Source organism: Bacteroides sp. 1_1_14 (assembly GCF_000162515.1).
Taxonomy (GTDB): Bacteria; Bacteroidota; Bacteroidia; order Bacteroidales; family Bacteroidaceae; genus Bacteroides; species Bacteroides thetaiotaomicron.
Window position 1 is genome coordinate 112,756 of sequence record NZ_GG774712.1, and the last position, 25,407, is coordinate 138,162.

The 25,407-nt window shown below is 44.8% G+C and carries 22 protein-coding genes and 2 pseudogenes; 17 read left to right on the forward strand and 7 right to left on the reverse strand.

Annotated elements, in window-relative coordinates; all coding sequences use genetic code 11:
• Positions 1–13: 13 nt before the first annotated feature.
• The 10 genes from HMPREF9007_RS02655 (at position 14) to HMPREF9007_RS02610 (ending at position 10,816) form a co-directional block, all read left to right on the forward strand.
• Positions 14–655 carry an NADH:ubiquinone reductase (Na(+)-transporting) subunit D gene (locus tag HMPREF9007_RS02655; protein WP_008763479.1) on the forward strand — a complete coding sequence of 214 codons (642 nt, stop codon included), beginning with the start codon at positions 14–16 and terminating at the stop codon, positions 653–655.
• An 83-nt stretch (positions 656–738) separates the two neighbouring features.
• Positions 739–1,365 (forward strand): NADH:ubiquinone reductase (Na(+)-transporting) subunit E, encoded by a 627-nt coding sequence (gene nqrE, locus HMPREF9007_RS02650; protein ID WP_008763480.1) that lies wholly within the window; start codon positions 739–741, stop codon positions 1,363–1,365.
• Positions 1,366–1,383: 18 nt separating this feature from the next.
• On the forward strand, positions 1,384–2,658 hold the full coding sequence (gene nqrF / locus HMPREF9007_RS02645) for an NADH:ubiquinone reductase (Na(+)-transporting) subunit F (RefSeq protein ID WP_008763481.1): 1,275 nt from the start codon (positions 1,384–1,386) through the stop codon (positions 2,656–2,658).
• Between the two features lie 155 nt (positions 2,659–2,813).
• Positions 2,814–4,148, forward strand: a complete 1,335-nt coding sequence (locus tag HMPREF9007_RS02640) for a DEAD/DEAH box helicase (RefSeq protein ID WP_008763482.1) — start codon at positions 2,814–2,816, stop codon at positions 4,146–4,148.
• A gap of 573 nt (positions 4,149–4,721) precedes the next feature.
• Positions 4,722–5,789 (forward strand): 3-phosphoserine/phosphohydroxythreonine transaminase, encoded by a 1,068-nt coding sequence (gene serC, locus HMPREF9007_RS02635; protein WP_008763483.1) that lies wholly within the window; start codon positions 4,722–4,724, stop codon positions 5,787–5,789.
• A gap of 114 nt (positions 5,790–5,903) precedes the next feature.
• Positions 5,904–6,824 (forward strand): NAD(P)-dependent oxidoreductase, encoded by a 921-nt coding sequence (locus HMPREF9007_RS02630; RefSeq protein ID WP_008763484.1) that lies wholly within the window; start codon positions 5,904–5,906, stop codon positions 6,822–6,824.
• Between the two features lie 161 nt (positions 6,825–6,985).
• Entirely contained in the window at positions 6,986–8,233 is a 1,248-nt protein-coding gene (locus HMPREF9007_RS02625) for a DUF1015 domain-containing protein (protein WP_008763485.1), read from the forward strand.
• Positions 8,234–8,488: 255 nt separating this feature from the next.
• Positions 8,489–9,097 carry a YigZ family protein gene (locus HMPREF9007_RS02620; RefSeq protein WP_008763486.1) on the forward strand — a complete coding sequence of 203 codons (609 nt, stop codon included), beginning with the start codon at positions 8,489–8,491 and terminating at the stop codon, positions 9,095–9,097.
• 21 nt (positions 9,098–9,118) lie between these two features.
• Positions 9,119–10,204, forward strand: coding sequence for an HpaII family restriction endonuclease (locus HMPREF9007_RS02615; RefSeq protein ID WP_008763487.1), 1,086 nt, complete (start codon positions 9,119–9,121; stop codon positions 10,202–10,204).
• 42 nt (positions 10,205–10,246) lie between these two features.
• Positions 10,247–10,816 carry a nitroreductase gene (locus HMPREF9007_RS02610; RefSeq protein ID WP_008763488.1) on the forward strand — a complete coding sequence of 190 codons (570 nt, stop codon included), beginning with the start codon at positions 10,247–10,249 and terminating at the stop codon, positions 10,814–10,816.
• Positions 10,817–11,018: 202 nt separating this feature from the next.
• Here HMPREF9007_RS02610 and gcvP read toward each other — a convergent pair whose 3' ends face one another.
• The 4 genes and pseudogenes from gcvP to HMPREF9007_RS02590 form a co-directional block, all read right to left on the reverse strand.
• Positions 11,019–13,868 carry an aminomethyl-transferring glycine dehydrogenase gene (gcvP, locus tag HMPREF9007_RS02605; protein WP_008763489.1) on the reverse strand — a complete coding sequence of 950 codons (2,850 nt, stop codon included), beginning with the start codon at positions 13,866–13,868 and terminating at the stop codon, positions 11,019–11,021.
• A gap of 122 nt (positions 13,869–13,990) precedes the next feature.
• Entirely contained in the window at positions 13,991–14,629 is a 639-nt protein-coding gene (locus HMPREF9007_RS02600; protein WP_008763490.1) for an MBL fold metallo-hydrolase, read from the reverse strand.
• A 21-nt stretch (positions 14,630–14,650) separates the two neighbouring features.
• Positions 14,651–15,272, reverse strand: a pseudogene (rsmG, locus tag HMPREF9007_RS02595) (16S rRNA (guanine(527)-N(7))-methyltransferase RsmG).
• Between the two features lie 113 nt (positions 15,273–15,385).
• Positions 15,386–16,237, reverse strand: a complete 852-nt coding sequence (locus HMPREF9007_RS02590; protein ID WP_016267722.1) for a DUF3298 and DUF4163 domain-containing protein — start codon at positions 16,235–16,237, stop codon at positions 15,386–15,388.
• Between the two features lie 224 nt (positions 16,238–16,461).
• Between HMPREF9007_RS02590 and HMPREF9007_RS02585 the strand changes: the two genes are divergently transcribed.
• Together HMPREF9007_RS02585 and HMPREF9007_RS02580 are read left to right on the forward strand one after the other, a co-directional pair.
• Entirely contained in the window at positions 16,462–16,695 is a 234-nt protein-coding gene (locus HMPREF9007_RS02585) for a YecH family metal-binding protein (RefSeq protein WP_008763492.1), read from the forward strand.
• A gap of 194 nt (positions 16,696–16,889) precedes the next feature.
• The gene (locus tag HMPREF9007_RS02580; RefSeq protein ID WP_022471110.1) at positions 16,890–17,396 is read left to right on the forward strand and encodes a hypothetical protein; all 507 of its coding nucleotides are present in this window, start codon (positions 16,890–16,892) and stop codon (positions 17,394–17,396) included.
• 9 nt (positions 17,397–17,405) lie between these two features.
• On the opposite strand, the gene HMPREF9007_RS02575 is transcribed toward HMPREF9007_RS02580, so the two are convergent.
• Positions 17,406–18,329, reverse strand: a complete 924-nt coding sequence (locus tag HMPREF9007_RS02575; protein WP_008763494.1) for a cation diffusion facilitator family transporter — start codon at positions 18,327–18,329, stop codon at positions 17,406–17,408.
• Between the two features lie 4 nt (positions 18,330–18,333).
• The gene (locus HMPREF9007_RS26580) at positions 18,334–18,513 is read right to left on the reverse strand and encodes a hypothetical protein (protein ID WP_008763495.1); all 180 of its coding nucleotides are present in this window, start codon (positions 18,511–18,513) and stop codon (positions 18,334–18,336) included.
• 125 nt (positions 18,514–18,638) lie between these two features.
• Between HMPREF9007_RS26580 and HMPREF9007_RS02570 the strand changes: the two genes are divergently transcribed.
• The 4 genes from HMPREF9007_RS02570 (at position 18,639) to HMPREF9007_RS02555 (ending at position 24,055) form a co-directional block, all read left to right on the forward strand.
• Positions 18,639–19,037, forward strand: a complete 399-nt coding sequence (locus HMPREF9007_RS02570; protein ID WP_008763496.1) for a hypothetical protein — start codon at positions 18,639–18,641, stop codon at positions 19,035–19,037.
• A gap of 135 nt (positions 19,038–19,172) precedes the next feature.
• Positions 19,173–21,392 carry a TonB-dependent receptor gene (locus tag HMPREF9007_RS02565; RefSeq protein ID WP_008763497.1) on the forward strand — a complete coding sequence of 740 codons (2,220 nt, stop codon included), beginning with the start codon at positions 19,173–19,175 and terminating at the stop codon, positions 21,390–21,392.
• Positions 21,393–21,415: 23 nt separating this feature from the next.
• Positions 21,416–21,775, forward strand: coding sequence for a heavy-metal-associated domain-containing protein (locus HMPREF9007_RS02560; protein WP_008763498.1), 360 nt, complete (start codon positions 21,416–21,418; stop codon positions 21,773–21,775).
• A gap of 63 nt (positions 21,776–21,838) precedes the next feature.
• On the forward strand, positions 21,839–24,055 hold the full coding sequence (locus HMPREF9007_RS02555) for a heavy metal translocating P-type ATPase (protein ID WP_008763499.1): 2,217 nt from the start codon (positions 21,839–21,841) through the stop codon (positions 24,053–24,055).
• A gap of 182 nt (positions 24,056–24,237) precedes the next feature.
• On the opposite strand, the gene HMPREF9007_RS02550 is transcribed toward HMPREF9007_RS02555, so the two are convergent.
• Positions 24,238–25,074, reverse strand: a complete 837-nt coding sequence (locus HMPREF9007_RS02550; RefSeq protein WP_008763500.1) for an AraC family transcriptional regulator — start codon at positions 25,072–25,074, stop codon at positions 24,238–24,240.
• Positions 25,075–25,163: 89 nt separating this feature from the next.
• Between HMPREF9007_RS02550 and HMPREF9007_RS02545 the strand changes: the two are divergent.
• Positions 25,164–25,407, forward strand: a pseudogene (locus HMPREF9007_RS02545) (lipoate--protein ligase); the annotation flags it as partial.

The following is a 25,407-nucleotide window of genomic DNA, read 5'->3' on the forward strand; positions in this document are numbered from 1 at the left end:
GAGGATAAAGAATATGGGACAACTGTTTTCAAAGAAGAATAAAGAAGTATTCTCTGCTCCGTTGGGAATCGATAATCCGGTAACCGTACAGGTGCTTGGTATCTGTTCTGCACTTGCTGTTACTGCCAAGCTGGAACCCGCCATTGTGATGGGACTTTCAGTTACTGTGATTACAGCGTTTGCCAATGTCGTTATTTCACTGTTGCGTAAGACGATTCCAAATCGTATCCGTATCATCGTTCAGTTGGTAGTGGTTGCTGCTTTGGTTACCATCGTTAGTGAAATTCTGAAAGCGTTTGCATACGATGTAAGTGTACAGCTCTCTGTTTATGTAGGTTTGATCATTACCAACTGTATCCTGATGGGACGTCTGGAAGCATTTGCCATGCAGAACGGTCCTTGGGAATCATTCCTTGACGGAGTTGGTAACGGTTTGGGTTATGCCAAGATTCTGGTAATCGTAGCTTTCTTCCGCGAACTGCTCGGTTCGGGAACTTTGCTTGGTTTCAATATCCTGAATTATGAGCCTATCCAGAATATCGGTTATGTAAACAACGGTCTGATGTTGATGCCGCCGATGGCATTGATTATCGTAGCTTGCATCATCTGGTATCAGCGTGCACGTCACAAAGAACTGCAAGAAGAAAGTAATTAATATAAATGAAGGGTGAAGAAGGATGAATGAAGGTAACACTCATAAACTCGAAATTCTTCATTCTTAATTCTTAATTAAAATATATGGAACATTTATTAAGTTTATTCGTCCGCTCCATCTTTGTGGACAACATGATATTCGCGTTCTTCTTGGGTATGTGCTCATATCTGGCTGTATCGAAGAATGTGAAGACTGCCGTAGGACTGGGTATAGCCGTAACATTCGTGTTGCTGGTTACGCTTCCGGTGAACTATTTATTGCAAACCAAGGTGCTGGCTGCCAACGCTATCATTGAAGGTGTTGACCTCAGCTTCCTGAGTTTTATTCTTTTCATTGCCGTTATTGCCGGTATCGTGCAATTGGTGGAGATGGTGGTAGAACGTTTCAGCCCGTCGCTGTATGCTTCACTGGGTATCTTTCTGCCGTTGATCGCCGTTAACTGTGCTATCATGGGTGCTTCTTTGTTTATGCAACAACGCATCAATCTGGGTGCAAGCGATCCGAAATACATCGGTGATGTATGGGATGCGCTGTCTTACGCACTCGGTTCGGGTATCGGCTGGCTGCTGGCTATCGTCGGTCTGGCTGCTATCCGTGAGAAAATGGCTTACTCTGATGTACCTGCTCCGCTGAAAGGTCTGGGTATCACATTTATCACTGTAGGTCTGATGGCAATCGCATTTATGTGTTTCTCTGGTTTGAACATCTAAAAAGAAAGGAATAAGACAATGGATATGAATTTAATATTATCAAGCATTGGGGTATTCCTTGTGGTTATTCTGTTGCTTGTTGTTATCTTGCTGGTTGCCAAGAAATTTCTGGTACCGTCAGGTAACGTGAAACTAACGATCAATGGCGAAACAGGACTGGAAGTAGAGTCCGGTTCCACATTGCTTAATACGCTGGCCGTAAACGGTGTATTCCTGTCATCCGCTTGTGGTGGCAAGGGTTCTTGCGGACAGTGCAAATGTCAGGTACTCGAAGGTGGTGGCGAAATCCTGCCTTCTGAAGTTCCTCACTTCAGCCGTAAACAGCAACAAGACCACTGGCGTCTGGGCTGTCAGGTGAAAGTGAAGAGTGACATGGCTATCAAGATTGACGAGTCTGTACTCGGCGTGAAAGAGTGGGAGTGCGAAGTGATCTCCAACAAGAATGTGGCTACATTTATCAAAGAGTTTATCGTGGCATTGCCTAAAGGCGAACACATGGACTTTATCCCGGGTTCTTACGCACAGATCAAGATACCTAAATTCTCAATGGATTATGATAAGGACATTGATAAGAGCCTGATCGGTGAAGAATATCTGCCTGCATGGGAGAAATTCGGTTTGCTGGGCTTGAAATGTAAGAATGAAGAGGAAACAATCCGTGCTTACTCTATGGCCAACTATCCTGCAGAAGGTGACCGTATCATGCTGACTGTACGTATCGCTACCCCTCCGTTCAAGCCGAAAGAACAAGGTCCCGGATTTATGGATGTAATGCCGGGTATCGCTTCTTCTTATATCTTTACGCTGAAACCGGGTGACAAGGTAATAATGAGTGGTCCTTATGGAGACTTCCATCCGATTTTCGACTCTAACAAGGAAATGATGTGGATCGGTGGTGGTGCCGGTATGGCTCCGTTGCGTGCACAGATCATGCACTTGACGAAAACATTGCATACGACCGACCGCAAGATGTCATACTTCTATGGTGCCCGTGCGCTGAACGAAGTATTCTATCTGGAAGACTTCCTGCAAATTGAAAAGGATTTCCCGAACTTCACATTCCATCTGGCACTCGACCGTCCGGATCCTGCTGCTGATGCTGCCGGTGTGAAATATACTCCGGGCTTCGTACACAACGTAATTTATGAAACTTACTTGAAGAACCACGAAGCTCCTGAAGATATTGAATACTATATGTGTGGTCCTGGTCCGATGTCGAAAGCTGTAGAGAAGATGCTCGACGATCTGGGCGTTCCGGCTCAGAACCTGATGTTCGATAACTTTGGAGGATAATCTTCGGAAGTTGATTTCCGGTCGGAGAGGACCGGAAGAGTAACATAAAGAAACTGGCGGGAAATCTGTAAAAGACAATGGTGCTTTTCAGATTTCCCGCTTTCTTTATGCACTATCTTACCGAATCTTTTCGTCCTTTTTGTATCTTTGTCCCCATGTTAGAGAAAAATGAAATAATACAGTCCGCTCTTCAGAATTTGAAGATTGAATCTTTGAACCCGATGCAGGAAGCTGCGCTCGAACAGGGCACGGGCAGGAAAGATGTTATCCTGTTGTCACCGACAGGATCGGGTAAGACGTTGGCATATCTTTTGCCTCTGTTGCTTATCCTAAAACCGAATGATGACAGCGTGCAGGTGCTGATTTTGGTGCCTTCCCGTGAGTTGGCTTTACAGATAGATACCGTATTCCGGAGCATGGGAACTTCATGGAAAACGTGTTGCTGCTACGGCGGGCATCCCATTGCCGAAGAAAAGAAAAGCATTGCAGGAAATCGTCCTGCCATCATTATCGGTACTCCGGGACGTATCACCGACCATCTGTCCAAAAGGAACTTTGATCCCGAAACAATCGAGACTTTGATTATCGATGAGTTTGATAAATCGCTGGAGTTCGGCTTTCATGATGAGATGGCAGAGATCATTACCCAGCTTCCGGGATTAAAGAAACGTATGCTGCTGTCGGCTACTGATGCCGAAGAAATTCCTCAGTTTACGGGACTGAACCGGACAGTCAAACTGGATTTTCTTCCGGAGGCAACCGAAGAACAGGAAAACCGGTTGAAGCTGATGAAGGTGCTTTCTCCTTCCAAAGATAAGATTGCTACGCTTTACAACTTGCTTTGTACATTGGGAAGCAGTTCCAGCATTGTTTTCTGCAATCATCGGGATGCGGTGGATCGTGTGCATAAGCTGCTCGAAGATAAGAAACTATCAGCCGAACGTTTTCATGGTGGTATGGAACAGCCGGATCGGGAACGGGCATTGTATAAGTTCCGTAACGGAAGCTGTCATGTACTGATCTCCACCGACCTTGCTGCCCGTGGACTTGATATTCCGGAGATAGAGCACATCATTCACTATCATCTGCCTGTGAACGAAGAAGCGTTTACACATCGTAACGGACGTACGGCACGTTGGGATGCAACAGGTACTTCTTATCTGATTCTTCACACAGAAGAGAAACTACCTGAATATATTCCCGAAGATATAGAAACGATGGAACTGCCGGAAAATCCTTCGCGTCCTCCCAAATCAGTCTGGACTACTATATATATAGGTAAAGGAAAGAAGGAGAAACTGAGCCGGATGGACATTGCCGGATTCCTTTATAAGAAAGGTAATCTGACGCGTGAAGATGTAGGTGCGATTGATGTGAAAGAGCATTATGCTTTTGTTGCCGTTCGTCGGGCAAAAGTGAAGCAACTCCTGAATCTTATTCAAGGGGAAAAAATCAAAGGAATGAAGACTATCATTGAGGAAGCTAAATAAAGGGAGCCGAAAAACAACAGGTGTTCTCAAAGCTGAAAGGGGAATTTCAAGAACCAAATAGGTGATTGGGATGCTGCAATGACGAAATGATCGGCTTTGTCATTACAAATAATATCACTTTTCTGAAGTGGGAGATATCTTCCCCGGATGACAGAGTAAAATGATAGTAGAAAAATATTTCTGTGACAGTCTCCATTTCTTTTCTTTTAGGAAGGTATTGGAGACTCCTTTCTTTCTGACTTATTTTTATAATTTTAGTCTCGTCGCTTGTTAGGGTGAGAAATCCTCGTTTTTCTCTGTCTTTCTTAATAAATATTCATTTTATAACCGTTTTCCTTTCACTCTATAACCGATTATTTCCCACGGGTTATATTTTCGCCTTTTATCCCTTGCTTGATATGTATGGATAACAATATGGTGTATATATCTTGTATAAACCAATAAAAAGAAAGAGAAATCTGCTTTAGAACAGTATTTTTATAAGGAAAGATTTGTGCACCGGAAATAAATTCGTAAATTCGCAAGGTCAAAAGACATAAACTAACGAAATGTTAAACCAAAAACAAACTTCAAATGAAAAAGCATAATTTCAATGCAGGACCTTCCATTCTTCCGCGTGAGGTGATAGAGGATACAGCGAAGGCTATTTTAGATTTCAACGGCTCTGGTCTCTCCCTGATGGAAATCAGTCACCGTGCCAAAGACTTCCAACCTGTGGTTGACGAAGCAGAGGCATTATTCAAGGAATTACTCAATATCCCCGAAGGTTATTCGGTACTGTTCCTTGGTGGTGGTGCTAGTATGGAGTTCTGCATGGTACCTTTCAACTTCCTTGAAAAAAAGGCTGCTTATCTGAATACAGGTGTGTGGGCAAAGAAAGCAATGAAAGAAGCTAAGGGGTTTGGTGAAGTCGTAGAAGTTGCTTCTTCCGCTGAAGCTACATATACTTACATCCCGAAAGATTACACAATTCCTGCTGACGCAGATTATTTCCACATAACTACCAATAACACGATTTACGGTACAGAATTAAAAGAAGATCTCAATTCTCCGGTTCCGATGGTTGCCGATATGTCTTCTGATATTTTCTCTCGTCCGATCGACGTATCCAAATATATCTGTATCTATGGTGGTGCGCAGAAAAATCTGGCTCCTGCCGGTGTTACATTCGTTATCGTGAAGAATGATGCGGTAGGCAAAGTTTCTCGTTACATCCCGTCAATGCTGAACTATCAGACTCACATCGATAACGGTTCTATGTTCAACACTCCTCCGGTAGTGCCTATCTATGCTGCACTGTTGAACCTGCGTTGGATTAAGGCACAGGGTGGCGTGAAAGAAATGGAACGTCGTGCTATCGAAAAGGCTGATATGCTGTACGCTGAAATCGACCGTAACAAACTGTTTGTAGGTACTGCTGCCAAAGAAGACCGTTCACGCATGAACATCTGTTTCGTGATGGCTCCCGAATACAAGGATCTGGAAGCTGACTTCATGAAGTTCGCTACAGAAAAAGGTATGGTAGGTATCAAAGGACATCGTTCAGTGGGTGGTTTCCGTGCATCTTGCTACAATGCTCTGCCGAAAGAAAGTGTACAAGCTTTGATCGACTGCATGCAGGAATTTGAAAAACTTCATTAATAATATAAATAGAGTCACCACAGATTGCACGGATTTACACTGAAATCTTATTGAATATAGTGTGTAGGCCGGTGAAGTCTGTGGTGAATCTTTTTTAAAAGATACAGATAAATTATGAAAGTACTTGTAGCTACTGAAAAACCGTTTGCCAAAGTTGCTGTAGACGGTATCCGTAAAGAAATCGAAGCAGCCGGATATGAGCTTGCTTTGCTGGAGAAATATACCGATAAAGCACAGTTGCTGGATGCAGTGAAAGATGCTAATGCTATCATTATCCGTAGTGATATTATTGATGCAGAGGTGCTGGATGCTGCTAAAGAACTGAAGATTGTAGTTCGTGCTGGTGCCGGATACGATAATGTAGACCTGGCTGCCGCTACCGCTCACAATGTTTGCGTGATGAATACTCCGGGACAGAACTCCAATGCTGTTGCCGAACTGGCTTTGGGCATGATGGTATACGCCGTTCGTAACTTCTATAACGGTACTTCCGGTACAGAATTGATGGGCAAGAAACTGGGTATCCATGCATACGGAAACGTTGGTCGCAACGTTGCCCGTGTAGCTAAAGGCTTCGGAATGGAAGTGTACGCCTACGACGCTTTCTGTCCGAAAGAAGTGATCGAGAAAGATGGCGTGAAGGCACTTGACTCTGCAGAAGAACTGTACAAGACTTGTCAGGTAGTGTCTCTTCATATCCCGGCAACTGCTGAAACGAAGAACTCTATCAACTACGCTTTGCTGAAAGAGATGCCAAAAGGCGCTATGCTGGTGAACACTGCCCGTAAGGAAGTGATCAACGAAGCCGAGCTGATCAAATTGATGGAAGACCGTGCCGACTTCAAGTATATGACAGATATCATGCCTGCTGCTAATGCGGAATTTGCTGAGAAGTTTGCAGGACGTTATTTCTCTACTCCGAAGAAGATGGGTGCACAGACTGCCGAAGCAAATATCAATGCCGGTATTGCTGCTGCTCAACAGATTGTCGGTTTCCTGAAAGACGGTTGCGAGAAGTTCAGAGTAAACAAATAATGAGATGAATAGTAAGACTGCTTATCGTTGTTCAGTCACTTATTTGATGATAGGTGCTGGTGTACATTAAGTAGTATATTCAGAAATATGTTATCAGATTTCGCCCTCGGCTTTTGCGAGGGCGTATCTGTTGTACTAATCTTAAAAACATACCATGACTTATGGCTATTATCAAACCTTTTAAGGGCGTTCGCCCTCCACAAGACCTGGTTGAACAGGTTGCTTCCCGTCCTTACGATGTATTAAACTCAGAAGAAGCGCGTACAGAAGCAGCTGGAAATGAAAAATCCCTTTATCATATCATTAAGCCCGAGATTGACTTTCCTGTTGGTACGGATGAACACGATGAACGTGTTTATGAGAAAGCTGCCGAAAACTTCCGGCTGTTTCAGGATAAAGGCTGGTTAGTGCAGGATGCAAAGGAAAACTATTACATCTATGCCCAGACCATGAACGGGAAAACTCAGTATGGACTGGTAGTAGGCGCTTATGTTCCTGACTATATGAACGGTATCATCAAGAAGCATGAGCTTACCCGTCGTGATAAGGAAGAAGACCGTATGAAGCACGTTCGTGTGAACAATGCGAATATCGAACCTGTATTCTTTGCCTATCCCGATAATGCGAAATTGGATACAATCATTCGGAAATACACAGCCGAAAAGCCTGTTTACGACTTTATCGCTCCGGGTGATGGCTTCGGACATACTTTCTGGATTGTTGACCAGGACGAAGATATCGCTGCAATTACTGCAGAATTTGCTAAAATGCCGGCATTATATATTGCCGACGGGCATCATCGTTCCGCTGCTGCTGCTCTGGTAGGTGCCGAGAAAGCAAAGCAAAACGCGAACCATCGTGGCGATGAAGAGTATAACTATTTCATGGCTGTATGTTTCCCTGCCAATCAATTGACTATCATCGACTATAACCGTGTAGTAAAAGACCTCAACGGGCTGACTCCCGAACAATTTCTTGCTGCATTGGATAAGAATTTTGTTGTAGAAGAAAAGGGTACAGATATCTATAAACCGTCCGGTTTGCACAATTTCTCCCTCTATCTTGGCGACAAGTGGTATAGTCTGACGGCAAAGGCAGGTACATACAATGACAATGATCCTATCGGCGTGCTTGACGTTACTATTTCTTCCAATCTGATTTTAGATGAGATTTTAGGAATCAAAGACCTCCGTTCGGATAAGCGTATTGACTTTGTAGGCGGTATCCGCGGTTTGGGAGAATTGAAGAAGCGTGTTGACAGTGGAGAAATGAAAGTAGCTCTGGCTCTTTATCCCGTATCCATGAAGCAATTGATGGATATTGCCGATACTGGCAACATTATGCCTCCCAAAACGACTTGGTTTGAACCGAAACTTCGTTCAGGACTGGTTATCCATAAGTTGGATTAAGACATATTCTATATAGAAAATAGAGCGGTCAATCTCTCACAATCAACAGGACATTTGTGAGAGATTGACCGCTTGTTTTTGTATAAATGACCGCCCGATTCCGTTAAAACGACCACCCGACTACCTCCAATTGACTGCTTGATTGCACCCCATTGACCGTTTGACTGCATGAAATGAAGCGCTCGTTTTAATGAGAAGCTCTAATATTTTCGAACAGCAGATGGAATTTCGTCAAGAAAGCCGTATCTTTGCGGCATGACTGCTGAAGATACTTATAAAACTATCGTCGAACCTTCCGAAGGTATTTATACAGAAAAGCGAAGCAAGTTTATTGCCATCGCCTTGCCTGTGCGTACCCTTGATGAGATAAAAGCGCATCTTGAAACGTATCAGAAGAAGTATTATGATGCACGGCACGTGTGCTATGCTTATATGTTAGGTGCAGCGCGAAAGGATTTTCGAGCCAATGATAACGGTGAACCTTCGGGAACGGCGGGAAAGCCCATTCTCGGGCAAATTAACTCTAATGAACTGACTGATATTCTGATTATTGTAGTCCGTTATTTCGGTGGAATCAAGTTAGGAACGAGCGGACTGATTGTAGCTTATAAAGCAGCTGCTGCCGAAGCAATATCTGCCGCTACCATTATAGAAAAAACGGTAGATGAAGAAGTGACCGTAATGTTTGAATATCCTTTTATGAACGATATCATGCGTATTGTAAAGGAGGAAGAACCGGAAATTCTCAGCCAATCGTACGATATGGATTGCAGCATGACGTTGCGTATCCGTCGTTCCATGATGCCCAAACTGCGTGCACGATTGGAGAAAGTGGAGACCGCAAGGATTCTTGATGAAGAGTAAAATAAAGAAAAATAAGAATATATGGCATTTGAAGCAACAAAAAGAGAATGGTGTGAACTGTATACTTTCTTCCGTCTGCTGACAGAAGGAAAAGTAACGTTGGGAACGGCTAAAGCGAAGAAAGGAGAGATCAACTGGCCTATCGCAATGATTCAACGGGAGGAACATGACGGAACGCGCTGCTACTATATAGAAAAAGAGATGGTCCGCATCAAAGGAGAAAATAGTGAGAAATCCGTTCCCCGGGAAGATTTCGGGATTGTGGCAGATTTGATTTTGCAGGCTGTCAAGTCCTCTTCGGAGGATGAAGTCGCTTCTCCGGATGGGGTGGAAGAGTTTTTGGATGAAGTCGCAATTTTCGATCTGGAAGCGAAGACGGAAGATCGTACTGATTTTTATATTGCCTTCTGGCATCCGGAGGCACCGTTGAGCGGGTTCAGCGTTCGTTCGCGATTGGGTGCTATGAATCCGCTGTTGGACGGAGGCCGTGCGGCCAACTTGAAACTGGAACAGAGCGGAGTTAAATTTGCAACTCCTACCGTGAATAAGATTAACGCCTTGCCGGAAGCCCCTAATGAAGTAGCAGAGCGAATGCTACTGATTGAACGGTTGGGTGGAGTACTTAAATATTCAGACGTGGCAGATCGGGTATTCCGTAGCAATCTTTTAATGATTGACTTACACTTTCCTCGTGTGCTGACAGAAATGGTGCGCATCATGCACTTGGACGACATCACCCGTATCAGTGAACTGACGGAAGTAATCAAACAGATGAACCCGTTGAAAATAAAAGATGAATTGGTAAACAAACATGGTTTCTATGAGTTTAAAGTGAAGCAATTCCTGATGGCATTAGCCTTGGGTATGCGTCCGGCAAAGATATATACTGGACAGGATTCGGCTGTTGAAGGTATCCTGTTGATGGATGGGAGTGGGGAAGTTCTTTGCTATCACAAGTCAGAGAAACCGGTTATGGAGGACTTCCTGTTCTTGAATACCCGTTTGGAGAAAGGTTCTCTGGATAAAGACAAATACGGCTTTTTGGAAAGAGAGAACGGTACGTATTACTTCAAACTGAATGCAAAGATCGGATTGGTAAAACGATAAATGCAAGTGGTGAACGAGTTGTAAGTATAGTAAATATAGTATATGAAAACGAATGAAGTTTTAGAAAATATCAAAGCACGTCGTAGTGTACGGGCTTATACTGACCGGCAAGTTTCGGAAGAAGACTTACAGGCTATTCTGGAAGCTGCCACTTTTGCACCCAGTGGGATGCATTTGGAGACATGGCATTTTACCGCTATTCAAAATGCAGATAAACTGGCAGAATTGAATGAACGGATTAAAGGCGCTTTTGCTAAAAGCGATGAACCGAAATTACAGGAGCGTGGTCATAGCAAGGCGTATTGCTGTTATTATCATGCCCCGACTTTGGTGATCGTGTCCAACGAACCCACTCAATGGTGGGCCGGCATGGATTGTGCCTGCGCGATTGAGAATATGTTTTTGGCTGCCCATTCTCTGGGAATCGGATCTTGCTGGATCAATCAGTTGGGTACGACTTGCGATGATCCCGAAGTTCGTGAATTTATAAGCTCTTTGGGTGTACCGGAGAATCATAAAGTATATGGCTGTGTAGCTTTAGGATATGCTGATCCTAAAATCTCACTAAGGGAGAAAATGCTAAAAGCCGGAACAGTGACTGTTGTCAGATAGAACCAGACTATGTTTTCGATAAACATGGAATGGAATGAAGAGCAGCATGATAACCGTAAGGTTTCGGAGTCGCTTCTTATGTTCATTTAGCTCGGTGCTTATTGGAATACGCTCGGTGCTTAACAAAGGTAAGCCCGGAGCTCAGCAGATGTGAGCTCCGGGCTTATTTTTTCATGTACGGATTTCCTTTGAAAGTTTCTTCTTATTCGAACGTTCCGTAGCGGGTCGGCAATAATTTCCGGTCTCCCAACGTATTGTCTACGCGAGCCACATTCACCCAGAACTTATTCTCACGCACGCTTTCTATCGGATATGCTGCTTTCTCACGTGTGTAGGAATGTTCCCAGTTGTCATTCACAATTTCATATTCCGGATGCGGGGCGTTGACTAATACATTATCATTCTTATCCGCTTCTTCGTTTTTCACTTCCTGAATTTCTTTCCATATATTCAGCATGACGTCTACAAAGTTGTTCAACTCCGCCAGGCTTTCGCTTTCAGTAGGTTCAATCATCAATGTGCCGTGAACAGGGAAGGAGAGAGTCGGGGCATGATAGCCGTAGTCCATCAGACGCTTTGCGATGTCATTTTCTGAGATACCCGTTTCTTCATGTACCTTGCGGCATTCCAGAATCATTTCATGTCCGACGAAACCGGTAGCTCCCCGATAAACAATACCGTAAGTATCTTTTAGACAGGCAGCCAGATAGTTGGCATTGAGAATGGCTATTTTAGTAGCCTGAGTCAAGCCTTCGGTACCCATCATCCGGATGTAGCCGTATGTGATAGGCAAGATACCCGCACTGCCGAACGGAGCTGCGGAAACCTGATTTTGCGTACTGCCGAAGATCGAATGTCCCGGCAAGAATGGAACCAGATGCTCAGCTACACAGATAGGGCCTACACCCGGACCGCCGCCGCCATGTGGTGAAGCAAACGTCTTGTGCAAATTCAAGTGACAAACGTCTGCACCTATAAATCCCGGATTGGTCAATCCTACCTGTGCATTCATGTTGGCACCATCCATATATACTTGTGCGCCACAAGCGTGGATGATTTCACAGATTTCCTTTATTTCCGTCTCGAAGATACCATGCGTTGACGGATAGGTGATCATCAGTGCAGCCAGTGCTTCCTTGTTCTCTTCGGCTTTGGCACGCAGGTCGCCCATATCCACGTTTCCTTGCTCGTCGCAAGCGCAGGTGACGGTTTCAAATCCGGCCTGTATGGCAGATGCAGGATTCGTACCGTGTGCCGAAGCCGGAATCAATATTTTGTTGCGATGTCCTTGACCAATACTTTCAAGATACGCACGGATAACTCGCAGACCGGCATATTCTCCCGCAGCACCCGAGTTCGGCTGCAGGCTGACACCTGCAAATCCGGTAATAACCTTCAAGTCCTCGCTCAAATTGCTGATCAATTCACGATATCCTTCCGCCTGATCTTCCGGCACCAACGGATGCATGCTCATAAACTCCGGACGGCTTAAAGGAAGCATTTCAGCGGCTGCGTTGAGCTTCATCGTGCACGATCCGAGGGAAATCATGGACTGGGCCAATGAAATATCCTTCCGATCCAGACGTTTGATGTAGCGCATCATTTCCGTTTCCGTATGATAGTTGGAGAATACCTCGTGCGTGAGGAAAGGCGTGGTGCGTTTCAGTGCTTTGTCAATATTGCTCTTTTCCGGCACGTCCTCTACCTTCTGATAATCTTTCCCGGCGGCAATGGCAAAGATGGAAAGCAACACGTTCGTAGCTGCTACGTCTGTCGTTTCATCGATGCTGAAACCTACGTCTCCATTCTCGTAATAGCGCAGGTTCACTTCCTTGCTTAGTGCGATCGTGCGAATCTGCTGCGCCGAAACGTGTTCCGGCAACTCGAAACGTAGCGTATCGAAATATTGTGCATTGACTTGCGTATATCCGAATTTCTTCAATTGCTTGTCGAGGAAGACAGTGATGCTATGAATACGCGAAGCAATCGTTCTGATTCCTTCCTGTCCGTGATATACAGCGTAGAAACCTGCCATCGTAGCGAGTAATGCCTGAGCCGTGCAAATATTGGAAGTGGCTTTTTCGCGTTTGATATGCTGTTCGCGTGTCTGCAAAGCCATTCGGTAGCAGAGTTTGCCGTATTTGTCTTTGGACCATCCGATGATGCGTCCCGGCATGTTCCGCTTGTACTCGTCACGTGTGGCGAAGTAGGCTGCCGAAGGGCCACCGTAAAACATTGGTGTACCCAGACGTTGTGTTGTACCGAATACGATATCCGCTCCCCATTCTCCCGGAGGAGTCAGCAGGGCAAGACTCAGAATGTCAGCGGCAACGGCAACTTTGCAGTCTGCTTCATGTGCCTTTTTTGTGAAGTCGGCATAGTCTTCCACATTACCGCTGGAGTTAGGATATTGCAGGATGCAGGCGAAGATTTCCGGTGAGGGTTCAAACTCTTTATATTTGCCTGTGCGCAATTCGATGCCTTGTGGAATGGCACGTGTGGTCATTACTGCCAAGGTCTGCGGGAAGATGTTTTCGTCCACAAAGACTATGTTGGCACCTGCTTTCTGTTGGGCACGCGAACGCAGAGCATACATCATGGTTACGGCTTCGGCAGCGGCAGTCGCTTCATCCAGCAGTGAGCAGTTGGCGAGCGGCATAGCGGTGAGGTCACAGACGGCAGTCTGGAAATTCATCAACGCTTCCAGTCTTCCTTGCGACACTTCTGTCTGATAAGGCGTGTAAGAAGTATACCATACGGGATTTTCGAATACATTCCGTTGGATAACGGCAGGAGTAATCGTATTATACCACCCCAATCCGATGTATGTCGTATACAGTTTGTTTTTACTTGCCAGGTCGGCAATGTGTTTTCCAAATTCGTATTCCGTCAACGGCTTGGCCAGTGCCAGCGGTTCCTTCAGTCGGATGTTGGCAGGGATGGTTTTGTTGATCAGTTCATCCAGTGAGTCTACGCCTATTTTGCGGAGCATCACAGCTGTGTCTTCTTCATTGATGCCGATGTGACGGCTAGCTAACAAATCTGTTTTCATAATTTATGGGGGATGTTTTTAAGTAATAGATAATAAGTAATAAGTAATATCCATGCGGATAAATATACTGGCAGCTACGATTATTACCTGTTACTTATTACCTATTACTTGTATTCTTTTTTTTATCTGAAAAATGGATTCTCTGCCTTCTCCATTCCGATGGTCGTTGGCGCACCGTGTCCGGGGTATACGACTGTCTCGTTGGGAAGTACGAATAAACGGCTGCAAATATGATCGATCAGTTCGTCGAAGTTGCCACCCGACAGATCGGCACGACCGATGCTGCCTTGAAACAATACGTCGCCGGAGAACATGCAGTTTTCTTCCTTGCAATAATACACCAGGCTACCGGGCGAATGTCCGGGGACATGGATTGCTTCCAGTTTGGTGTGTCCGAAAGTGATGATATCTCCGTCATGCAGATATTTCCCCAACGGAACCGGTTCTTCCTGCAATTGGAAGCCGAACATACGGCTCTGTTTCGGAGCTTCATCGATCCAGAACTCATCCGCCTTATTGGCTTCTGCCGACAGACCGAACTCTTTCAGCATAAACGGATTGCCGAAGATGTGATCCAGATGTAAGTGAGTATTCAGCAGATGTTTCACTGTTAACTCATTGGTGAGGATGAACTTCTTTAGTGCTTGTTTTTCCTCTTCGTAGAAGCAGCCCGGATCGATGACAACCGCCTCTTTTGTGTCATCCCATAAAACGTAGCAATTTACGGGAAACATATTAAACTCAAATCTCTTTATTTTCATGGTTTTGATAACTCCTGATTCCTATATTTGTGAATATACTACCTTCTTTGTTTCAAAGAACTCTTCCTCGAAGTTTTCGCTCAGGCTGTGGATGACTGTTTTATGCTTGAACGGCATCGTTTCATGCTCCAGTTCGCCTCCTTTGAGACAGATTAGTCCGTTGGGCAAAGCATTCTGCTGTTTGGGGGAAATGTTCTTTTTGATGATCTTGATCAGATCCGCCAAAGGCATTACGGCACGGCTCACGACGAAATCGAACTGTTGTTTTTCCTCTTCGGCACGGGCATGACGGAAAGTGACGTTTTTTCAGTCCGATGGCATTGGCCACTTCTGTCGCCACACGTACTTTCTTGCCGATGCTGTCTACCAGATGAAACTTGGTTTCGGGGAACAGGATGGCGAGCGGAATGCCGGGAAATCCTCCTCCTGTACCCAGATCCATGACCTTGGTTCCAGGACGGAATTGAATCACTTTGGCGATGCCTAATGAATGGAGAACATGATGCTCGTACAGATTTTCGATGTCTTTGCGGGAGATAACGTTGATTTTCGCATTCCAGTCGATGTAGAGGTCGTATAGAGCGGCAAACTGTTTACGCTGCTCTTCCGTCAGATCCGGAAAATATTTCAGTATGATTTCCACTTTAAGTATTTTGAATGGTGAATTTTGATTTATAAGTGAAATGAATATCCTTCTGCATCACACGGGGCAATAACAACAGGATATTCATTGGTGTTCAATCTTTTAATAGCTGTTTAATCTTTCAGGTCTCCAAGAATTGGGTTGCTGCCCAGCAGATGTTCCATCATAGAGTATGGAATGGTAACTTTGACAGGTCCCATCGAGTACGGTGTGATGTCGTATATATTATAGTAGAAGGTGATACCTTCTTTACTCAGATAGAAGTTCTCTGTCGGGGCGATGTCTCCGGTCGAAGCATATCCCATGTCTTCCAGCGCTTCGTGAGTAGTTACTTTGTTGTCAGCCATCAGCTGGTTCCAGATCAGATCCGTCAGGGCTTCCTGGAAGTCGCCTACAAAAATATCATCGAGGCGGAGCGGACGCATCAGAGTGAGATCCATGTTCAGGAAAGTCGACATATACATACCGTGTGCGCCTCCGGTATATTCGTTGTAGTCAACGCGATATACTAGCAGGTCTTTCTCATAAAGTTGCACGTGGCTTTCGATGCTCTTGTAATAGGAGTACCATGCGCCTACCACTGCATCGCTTTCTTTATTCTTTTCGTCTTCGGCGTACATCGGCTCTTGGTCGTGGCGATACTCGTCAATGTAATTCTTGGCGTATTGCTTCACTACCGCTTCTGGCTTTTCGCCGATATATTTGTCTCCGAAGCAGACGGAGATGAAGTAAGCGTTCAGACTGTCTTTCAGCATCTCGTCCGACGACTTGACGGGATAGGCGAAGTTGATGATAATATTGCACGCGGGTTTGGCGGTGTCATTAAAGAGGTGTGCCGTCTCGTTAACCTGTATACTATCGAATTGTAATGCTCCCGTGTTTTTGTTCATCTTGTCATGACAAGAAAACAAAAAGCCGCTTACCGAAAGTATAACCGCAAGCAGACTGACATATTGTTTTTTCATACTCGTTTTTTCTATAAATTCAACATTGATCATATCTATCACTATCGACAAATATAAATGAAATTACCGAATACTGCGAATAAAAAAGGAAAAATATTCAGCTACTTTCTCCGGCAATGTATATAGGGGATGCCATTGTTAATGATTCTTTTTTTCTTGCTTCTGTATCATATGTTACAGTTTTAATCTGTACGCCGTACTTATCTTTGCAGAAAAAATAGATTATGGAACAGTTACATGCACACGAAGTCCTTCACATGATGGAGGGAAATAGTTATACTGAGGCATCTCTGAGGGCTGCAATTGTAGAGAAGTTTGGCGAACATCAGCGTTTTTATACTTGTTCGGCAGATAATATGGAAGTGGATGAACTGATCGGATTTCTTAAACGAAAAGGGAAGTTCATGCCTGCCGGTGAGGAATTTACGGTCGATATCAGTAAGGTATGCAGTCATTGATTCTCTGTGGCGGATGGTATGATAGATAAGCCAATAGGATAGTTGAGAGAAGAAATGTTAGTAGTCATAGGTTATACCTGTCGTTTTTCATAGATAGGGAAATTCCTATTTGCAAGTAGGAAGAAGTCTTTGCGAAGGGAATTTTCTCATACTACATTTGGGGTATTCAAAAAAACTACTAAACTATACCTATTATGAAAAAGAGTCAGATCCTTATGTCTTTGCTGCTGGTGATATTGCTCAGCAGTTGTTATGCAAGCAGAATTACTTATGAGAATTTGAGTATTATCCAACGTGGGATGTCTTCAAAAGAAGTAATAGCCATTATGGGTAAACCGAGCTATCGAAGTTTTGACGAAGAGAGTGAGATGCTGGAATTTCGTACTTCCGAGTCAAGTATTGCAGGAGTCGTTAATATCTGGTTCGTTGATGACCGGGTGACTAAGATGAAAAGTTATCATACCAATGGCTGTATGGACCGGAACAGAGCCATAGAGGATAAGGAAGAGGAGGAATCTGCAAAGAAGGAAAAGAAAGAAAAAGAAGAAACAAGCGCCCGCATACGTGTGACGACGGACGGAAAGCATATCATACAGACTGGTTCCATCATAGTCACTCCGGATGGAAAGCACGAGACGGTGGTCAGTGATTGTGGTGGAGTAATCATAACAGCTTCGGGGGAGCATATACTTGCTCCTTAACGCCTTCCGTCAATTCACCATACCCTTGTCAATACCAAATTTCTCGTCTGTCTGACATTCGCCGGCAGGTTCCACGTGTACTAAGATATCATAGACATTGTCTATAGAGCTTTTTATGCTTTTCTCCACAGCGTCGGCTATCTGATGGGCCTGTGTGATGGTTATCTGCGGATTTACCTCGATATCGAGGGTAATCATATAAAGATTCCCGATCATTCTTGATCTTACCCGGTGTGGGTTGCTCGCACCGGGAACTGTTTCTACTGCTTCGAATATCTTATTGTACACATTGACATCTTTGACGCCATCCATCAATTCCACATTCGAATCGATGAAAATGCCAATCGAAGATTTTATGATAAAGAGGCTGATGATTAGTCCTGTGATGGAGTCGAGTATAGGCAGTTTGAATATGAACGTGAATATCAGTCCCAGCAGCACACCGGAGGAAATGATAACATCATTGCGCATATTGATGGCATTGGCCGTCAGCATGGAGCTATCTATCTTTTTCCCTTGTTTGTACTGATATAAAGCCAATAGAAGTTTGCCGATAATCGAAAAGATCGTGACGTATATGGCAATGGCTGACGGAATTTCTTTTGCTTCTTCGGAAAAGATACTTCCGATAGATGATATCAACATTTGCACCCCTGCATAGAATATCACAAGCGAAAGAATTTTAGTCGCAATCCCTTCGGCTTTCTCATAGCCGAATACGTACTTCTTGGAAGGCGGCTGGCTGATAATGCGTGCTGTGAAAATCATGACAATGGAGATGATCACATCCGTTGCCGAATCAATACCGTCGCCTAGCACGGCAAGACTGCCGGCCCATAAACCTACGATGATTTTTGATGTGGAAAGTATGGCATTACCAATAGTACTAATCCAGGAAGTTCTGATTAATATCTGCTCTCTTTTAGCTTTCATGTGATTAAGCCTTTGACATACCGGTTAATATGTAACTACCTTTTAAATTGTTTTCTTTCATGTAATGGACGACTTCTGCCCGGCAAGCTGATACTAAAGCGTATCCTGTTAAACTTCCATTTATAGCTTTAATGAACGAATACTCTGTATCGTTGTGGATGAAAGATATACGATGATATTCCATGACATGATGTATTTAAAAGAACTAATATGCGGTCAAATATACGGATAATATCAGTAGTACGAATAAAAATGGAGAATTATTTAATTTGATATTGTTGCCGGAATACCTTATCTTTGTCTCCCGAAATGAAGAGACTAGCCTACATAACAGCAGTGATCCTTTCTCTCCTGATTATCTATTCAGGGGCAGGAGTATCTATTGTTCATTATTGCTGTTCCCGTTGCGAGGCTGTGCAGGGCTGTTGTGCCGATGGCTGTCCCAAATGTAAGAAGTCTCATACTTGCGACTCAAAGAAAGATTGCAGAGAAAAGGGCTGTACGGCAACTATCTATAAGCCCGACTTGATGAAGCATATTTCCGAACTGACAGTTTCCGTTCCGGTGATAACACTTTTCTGCGAACAGTATTGCCAGCTATTTACTTTCACTTCCATAGACCAGACGGTGGACTTTTCCAGTCTCCCTTCTCCGCCACCTCCCTGTCCGAGGCAGAAGCTGGCGTTGCATTCCGTTTTTCTGATTTAGCCGCTATTTCATCTTTTTTGTCCGATTGAACTTTGTTTTCAGCCTTTGCAGGATATGAAAGCAAGGGGAATGAATGCAACTCAGTTGCAAGAGAAATGAATTAATTTTGTATCGCAAAACTAAGTCCAAGAAAGAATGAAATATATAATAATGGGACTGTTCTCATTACTTGCAGTTACGACACAAGCGCAAGTGCGGGGAATAGTCAAAGATAATACCGGAGAGCCTGTTCCGGGCGCTAATGTATTCTGGGTGAATACGGGTCAGGGTGTAACTACCAAGGAAGATGGCAGCTTTTCTATCTCCAAACCTTCGAAGAGTCACATGCTGGTAATCAGTTTTATCGGTTTTCAAAATGACACGATTCATGTCAGCAAGAAGAATCAGGAACTGGACATTACCCTTCGGGAAGGTGTAGAACTGAACGAAGTGAATGTAGTCAGCCGCAGAATGGGAACGATGAAGTTGCGCAGCAGCGTGATGAACGAAGAGATGATAAGCAGTGCCGAATTGAGCAGGGCTGCCTGCTGTAATCTGGGAGAAAGTTTCGTGACCAACCCTTCGGTGGACGTGAGCTATTCGGATGCGGCAACGGGAGCCAAGCAGATCAAACTGCTCGGATTGTCCGGAACTTATGTACAGATGCTCACGGAGAATATCCCGAACTATCGCGGTGCGGCATCTCCTTATGGTCTGGGATATGTCCCCGGTCCGTGGATGCAAAGCATACAGGTTTCCAAAGGAATCTCATCAGTGAAGAATGGTTACGAAGCCATCACGGGACAGATTAATGTAGAGTTCAAAAAGCCGCAGTTGCTGGAGGCCGATTGGGTATCTGCCAATCTTTTCGCAAGCAGTACCAACCGATATGAGGCGAATGCGGACGCCACCTTAAAGTTGTCAAAACGTTGGAGTACCTCTTTACTGGCGCATTATGAAAACGAAACCAAAGCGCACGACGGCAATGATGACAGCTTCGTGGATATCCCCCAAGTAGAGCAGTATAACGTGTGGAACCGATGGGCCTATATGGGAGATCATTATGTCTTTCAGGCAGGCTTCAAGGCCCTTTCTGAAAGTCGCACTAGTGGGCAGGCACATCATACGGATATGCAGACGGGTGATCTTTATAAAGTAGGAATCGATACCGAACGTTACGAACTTTTCACCAAGAATGCTTATATATTTAATAAGGAGAAGAATACGAATCTGGCACTGATTCTTTCTGCCAGTTGGCACAATCAGGATGCCATGTACGGACGAAAACTATACAATGTAGACCAGACAAATGTGTATGCCTCTTTGATGTTTGAAACAGAGTTTAATAAGCAGAACAGTTTCTCGGCGGGGCTGAGTTTCAACTATGACGCTTATGACCAGCATTATCGGTTGGAGAATCAAACGGAATTGCCGCTCATCAAGGCTTTTGCCAAAGAAGCGGTTCCCGGAGCCTATGCGCAATACACGCTGAATCTGAATGATCAGTGGATGCTGATGGCAGGTCTGCGTGGTGACTATAGCAATGAGCACGGTTTCTTTGTGACTCCCCGTGCACATCTTAAATACAATCCGAATGAGTACGTACACTTCCGCCTCTCTGCCGGAAAAGGTTACCGTACGAATCATGTACTGGCAGAAAATAACTACCTGCTTTCCAGTAGCCGAAAGGTCGAAATAGCGAAAGGATTGGACATGGAAGAAGCATGGAACTATGGTGCCAGTGTATCTACCTACGTACCTGTATTTGGCAAAACGCTGAATATCAATGCCGAATATTATTACACAGACTTCCTGAAGCAAGTCGTAGTGGATATGGACAGTAATCCTCACGAAGTAGCCTTTTACAATCTGGACGGGCGTTCCTATTCGCATGTATTCCAAGTAGAGGCAAGCTATCCTTTCTTTAAAGGATTTACCTTGACGGGAGCTTACCGTCTGACGGATGCTCAGACCACCTACAAAGGCCAGCGGATGGAGAAACCGTTGACCAGCAAATACAAAGGACTGCTGACCGCTTCGTACCAGACTCCACTCGGAATATGGCAGTTTGATGCTACGCTTCAGCTCAATGGCGGAGGAAGAATGCCTTCCCCTTACAAGTTGGCAGACGGTCAGCTATCTTGGGAGCGCCGCTATGGCAGCTTCGAGCAACTGAGTGCCCAGATTACCCGCTATTTTCGCCGCTGGTCTGTCTACATAGGAGGGGAGAACCTGACAAACTTCAAACAGAAGAATCCGATCATTGACGCAGCAAACCCGTGGGGAGGAAACTTCGACTCAACGATGATATGGGGACCTGTGCACGGGGCAAAAGCCTATATCGGAATACGTTTCAATCTGGCAAGAAATGAATAATAACCATTAAACGAATAAGAAAAATGAGAACAAAAAGATGGATGGCCACTTGCGTGGTGGCTCTTTTGAGCGTAGCAGCCGTGTTGGCAAAGGATATCCGTGTAGTAGTATTCAAAGTCTCTCAGATGCACTGCGAGAACTGCGAGAAGAAAGTGAAAAATAACATGCGCTTCGAGAAAGGCGTGAAGGAACTTTCCACCGAACTGAAGAACAAAACCGTGTCCATCACCTACGATGCCGAAAAGACAGATGTGAAGAAGTTGCAGGCAGGATTCAAGAAGTTCAATTATGAGGCCAAGTTTGTGAAGGAAACCAAGCAGGACGGCAAGAAAGATGGCAAACAAGAATCTAAGAAAGAGGATAAGAAGGCCGATAAGAAGTAATCGAACAAATACCCGTATTTGCTTGTTTTATAAATACTAATTAATTAAAGAGTAAAGGATTATATGGGTAATATAGCAAAAAAAGCGTTTCCCGTGCTTAATATGCATTGTGCGGGATGCGCTAACAATGTAGAAAAGACAGTGAAAAAGTTGCCGGGAGTCGTTGATGCTTCCGTCAACTTTGCTTCAAATACATTGACGATTTCTTATGAGGACGACAAGCTCACCCCCGGAGAAATCCGTGCAGCGGTACTTGCTGCCGGTTATGATCTGATAGTAGAAGAAGCGAATAAAGAAGAACGTCGGGAAGAAGAACAGCATAAGCGCTACCTTCGTCTGAAACGGAAAGTGATCGGCGCGTGGATATTTGTAGTGCCGTTGCTTATCTTTTCGATGTTATTAATGCATATGCCATACTCTAACGAGATACAAATGTTGCTTGCTATTCCGGTAATGGTGCTCTTCGGAGGAAGTTTCTTCACGGGGGCATGGAAACAGGCGAAGATCGGTCGTAGCAATATGGATACGCTGGTTGCGTTGAGTACCTCGATAGCCTTCCTTTTCAGTTTGTTCAACACTTTCTTTCCGCAGTTCTGGACAGATCGCGGACTGGAACCGCACGTCTATTACGAAGCTTCCGCAGTGATCATTGCCTTCGTTCTGACCGGAAAGATGATGGAGGAACGCGCCAAAGGAAATACCTCGGATGCCATTCGCAAACTGATGGGAAGGCAGCCTAAAGTGGCACGTGTATTGCGTGGCGGGGTAGAGGAAGAGATACAAATAGACCTGTTGCAGGTAGGCGATATGGTGGTAGTCCGTCCCGGCGAACAGATTCCCGTGGATGGTCAGCTTTCGGAGGGCGATTCGTATGTGGATGAAAGTATGATTAGCGGTGAGCCGATTCCGGTAGAGAAGAAAAAGGGCGATAAGGTCCTTGCCGGAACAATCAATCAGCGCGGTTCCTTCATCATTCGTGCTTCTCAGGTGGGAAGTGATACTGTGCTGGCACGCATCATTCACATGGTGCAGGAAGCACAAGGCAGCAAAGCTCCTGTGCAGCGTATCGTAGACCGTATTACAGGCATCTTCGTTCCTGTCGTGTTGGGAATTGCCATTCTGACGTTTGTGCTGTGGGTGGCTATCGGTGGCAGTGAATATATTTCTTATGGTATTCTTTCTGCCGTATCCGTTCTGGTCATAGCCTGTCCCTGTGCTTTGGGACTTGCTACACCTACTGCGCTGATGGTAGGAATCGGTAAAGCTGCCGGACAGCATATTCTGATAAAAGACGCCGTCGCTCTGGAGCAGATGCGTAAAGTAGATGTGGTGGTACTGGATAAAACCGGTACTTTGACCGAAGGACATCCTACTGCTACCGGATGGTTGTGGGCACAGCCGCAGGAAGAACACTTCAAAGATGTACTTCTGGCTGCCGAGCTGAAATCGGAACACCCGTTGGCAGGCGCGATTGTCGCCGTACTTCAAGACGAGGAAAAGATAACTCCTGCTCCTTTGAGCAGTTTTGAGAGCATCACAGGCAAAGGTATAAAGGTGACTTATCAAGGCAAGACTTACTGGGTGGGCAGCCATAAACTTCTGAAAGATTTCAGCGCTACAGTGAGCGATGTCATGGCGGATATGCTGGTACACTACGAATCAGACGGTAACGGAATCATATACTTCGGACGTGAGAATGAACTTTTGGCTATCATTGCCGTTTCCGATCCGATCAAGGCTACTTCTGCCGAGGCAGTGAAAGAACTGAAACGTCAGGGCATCGATATCTGTATGCTTACCGGTGACGGTCAGCGGACGGCTCTGGCAGTCTCTTCCCGTCTGGGTATCGAGCGATTTGTGGCAGATGCCTTGCCGGACGACAAAGCAGAATTTGTGCGTGAGCTGCAAATGCAGGGAAAGAAAGTGGCAATGGTGGGCGATGGTATCAATGACTCACAGGCACTGGCGTTGGCTGACGTCAGCATTGCTATGGGAAAGGGTACGGATATTGCTATGGATGTCGCTATGGTAACGCTGATGACATCCGACTTGCTGTTACTTCCCAAAGCCTTCGAACTATCCAGGCAGACTGTACGACTGATTCATCAGAACCTTTTCTGGGCATTCATCTACAATCTGATCGGTATTCCTATCGCTGCCGGAGTATTGTTCCCTATAAACGGATTGTTGCTGAATCCGATGCTGGCAAGTGCCGCCATGGCATTCTCCAGTGTGAGTGTAGTGCTCAATTCGTTGAGTTTGGGAAGAAGGAAGATTTAAACATCGAAAGGGAGCGTGGTAAAGTTCCTTTATAACTTTAAATTAGGCATGGATTACGCGGATTAACACGGATTTTAAACCTTTAGAACTGTGTAATTCGCGTAATTCGTGCCTAAATAATATCATAATGAAGATTGGTCATATGTAGCCTCCATCCATGATATAGCCTTTGATTACAAACCTCAACTATTTCTAAATTCCAGCGGTGACATCCCTACGTGCCGTCTGAAGAACTTGCAAAAGAAAGAGGGATTCGGGAAATTCAACGAATAAGCTATCTCCTGAATAGTCATATCCGTACCCTTTAGCTGCGCTTTGGCATCGATAATGACAATATAAGCAATAGTATCCAATACACTTTTCCCCGTCACTTGTTTTACGGTAGTGCTCAGATGTTGCAGAGAGATTCCCAGCTGATCGGCATAGAACTGTGCACAACGCTGGTCTTTGTAGTGCTCAGTGATCAGTTGAATCAGCTTCCGGCAAATCTCCTTCTTGCGGTTCGAATGATTGTTTCCCGAATAATTCCGGTACATCAGCTGGACACTTGTCAGAATAGTTTGGAGTGATAAGTCCGCCAGTTTGGAGTTCATCTTGAAAGACTCGTCACAACTGGCATGAGACAATAAGGCAAAATACTCCTTCAGATACTCGGAAATATTCTCGGAAAGAGGAATGATCGGCTGTTCTATCAGCTTGGGATAGGCGCTTCCGATGGTGGCCAGCAGATTGATATGTCCGATACATTTCGCGGAGAATCCGGCAAAACAAAGACTTACCTTTTCCGCTTTTTCACGGAACTGTATGATTGTTCCGGGAAGTAATGTAATCAGATCATTCGGGTGAACCTCATATTCCAGCAGATTGATGGAGACTTTCATTGTGCCTTCCGTACAGATGGCGAAAATACACGCCTGTAGCCGGCACGATTGCTTGTAGATGTTCAGAATATCTTCAGTTACTTTGGTCCATGCTAACACCTCCAGGGGCAAATCGACTTGTGGAACTTCCATTTTCATAAGAGTGTTTGTTATCTTTGGTTTAGAGTGCTTGTTATATTCGATCTACAAATGTACGATTTTTCTTTTTATTTCTTACTTTTGTCCTCATGAAAACTGTATTAGTAGACTGGAATTTGATTCCGTACGCCGAGGCATGGCAGCGGCAGACGGAATGGTTTGATACCCTTGTCCGCGCAAAAGCGCAGGGAGAAGCGTATGAAAACCGTATTATTATGTGCGAACATCCACACGTCTATACTTTGGGACGTAGCGGAAAAGAAAATAATATGCTGTTGAATGACGATCAGCTGAAAGCCATTCAGGCTACCCTTTTCCATATAGATCGGGGAG

What these genes read in the sequence shown, in the direction of transcription:
- serC (WP_008763483.1), top strand. Translation starts at nt 4,722, where the DNA reads ATGAAAAAGCATAATTTCAATGCAGGACCTTCCATTCTTCCGCGTGAG.
- HMPREF9007_RS02615 (WP_008763487.1), top strand. Translation starts at nt 9,119, where the DNA reads ATGGCATTTGAAGCAACAAAAAGAGAATGGTGTGAACTGTATACTTTC.
- HMPREF9007_RS02575 (WP_008763494.1), bottom strand. Translation starts at nt 18,329, where the DNA reads ATGAAAGCTAAAAGAGAGCAGATATTAATCAGAACTTCCTGGATTAGT.
- HMPREF9007_RS02580 (WP_022471110.1), top strand. Translation starts at nt 16,890, where the DNA reads ATGAAAAAGAGTCAGATCCTTATGTCTTTGCTGCTGGTGATATTGCTC.
- HMPREF9007_RS02555 (WP_008763499.1), top strand. Translation starts at nt 21,839, where the DNA reads ATGGGTAATATAGCAAAAAAAGCGTTTCCCGTGCTTAATATGCATTGT.
- HMPREF9007_RS26580 (WP_008763495.1), bottom strand. Translation starts at nt 18,513, where the DNA reads ATGGAATATCATCGTATATCTTTCATCCACAACGATACAGAGTATTCG.
- gcvP (WP_008763489.1), bottom strand. Translation starts at nt 13,868, where the DNA reads ATGAAAACAGATTTGTTAGCTAGCCGTCACATCGGCATCAATGAAGAA.
- HMPREF9007_RS02565 (WP_008763497.1), top strand. Translation starts at nt 19,173, where the DNA reads ATGAAATATATAATAATGGGACTGTTCTCATTACTTGCAGTTACGACA.
- HMPREF9007_RS02570 (WP_008763496.1), top strand. Translation starts at nt 18,639, where the DNA reads ATGAAGAGACTAGCCTACATAACAGCAGTGATCCTTTCTCTCCTGATT.
- HMPREF9007_RS02585 (WP_008763492.1), top strand. Translation starts at nt 16,462, where the DNA reads ATGGAACAGTTACATGCACACGAAGTCCTTCACATGATGGAGGGAAAT.
- HMPREF9007_RS02625 (WP_008763485.1), top strand. Translation starts at nt 6,986, where the DNA reads ATGGCTATTATCAAACCTTTTAAGGGCGTTCGCCCTCCACAAGACCTG.
- HMPREF9007_RS02620 (WP_008763486.1), top strand. Translation starts at nt 8,489, where the DNA reads ATGACTGCTGAAGATACTTATAAAACTATCGTCGAACCTTCCGAAGGT.
- HMPREF9007_RS02600 (WP_008763490.1), bottom strand. Translation starts at nt 14,629, where the DNA reads ATGAAAATAAAGAGATTTGAGTTTAATATGTTTCCCGTAAATTGCTAC.
- HMPREF9007_RS02610 (WP_008763488.1), top strand. Translation starts at nt 10,247, where the DNA reads ATGAAAACGAATGAAGTTTTAGAAAATATCAAAGCACGTCGTAGTGTA.
- HMPREF9007_RS02655 (WP_008763479.1), top strand. Translation starts at nt 14, where the DNA reads ATGGGACAACTGTTTTCAAAGAAGAATAAAGAAGTATTCTCTGCTCCG.
- nqrF (WP_008763481.1), top strand. Translation starts at nt 1,384, where the DNA reads ATGGATATGAATTTAATATTATCAAGCATTGGGGTATTCCTTGTGGTT.
- HMPREF9007_RS02550 (WP_008763500.1), bottom strand. Translation starts at nt 25,074, where the DNA reads ATGAAAATGGAAGTTCCACAAGTCGATTTGCCCCTGGAGGTGTTAGCA.
- HMPREF9007_RS02630 (WP_008763484.1), top strand. Translation starts at nt 5,904, where the DNA reads ATGAAAGTACTTGTAGCTACTGAAAAACCGTTTGCCAAAGTTGCTGTA.
- HMPREF9007_RS02640 (WP_008763482.1), top strand. Translation starts at nt 2,814, where the DNA reads ATGTTAGAGAAAAATGAAATAATACAGTCCGCTCTTCAGAATTTGAAG.
- HMPREF9007_RS02560 (WP_008763498.1), top strand. Translation starts at nt 21,416, where the DNA reads ATGAGAACAAAAAGATGGATGGCCACTTGCGTGGTGGCTCTTTTGAGC.
- HMPREF9007_RS02590 (WP_016267722.1), bottom strand. Translation starts at nt 16,237, where the DNA reads ATGAAAAAACAATATGTCAGTCTGCTTGCGGTTATACTTTCGGTAAGC.
- nqrE (WP_008763480.1), top strand. Translation starts at nt 739, where the DNA reads ATGGAACATTTATTAAGTTTATTCGTCCGCTCCATCTTTGTGGACAAC.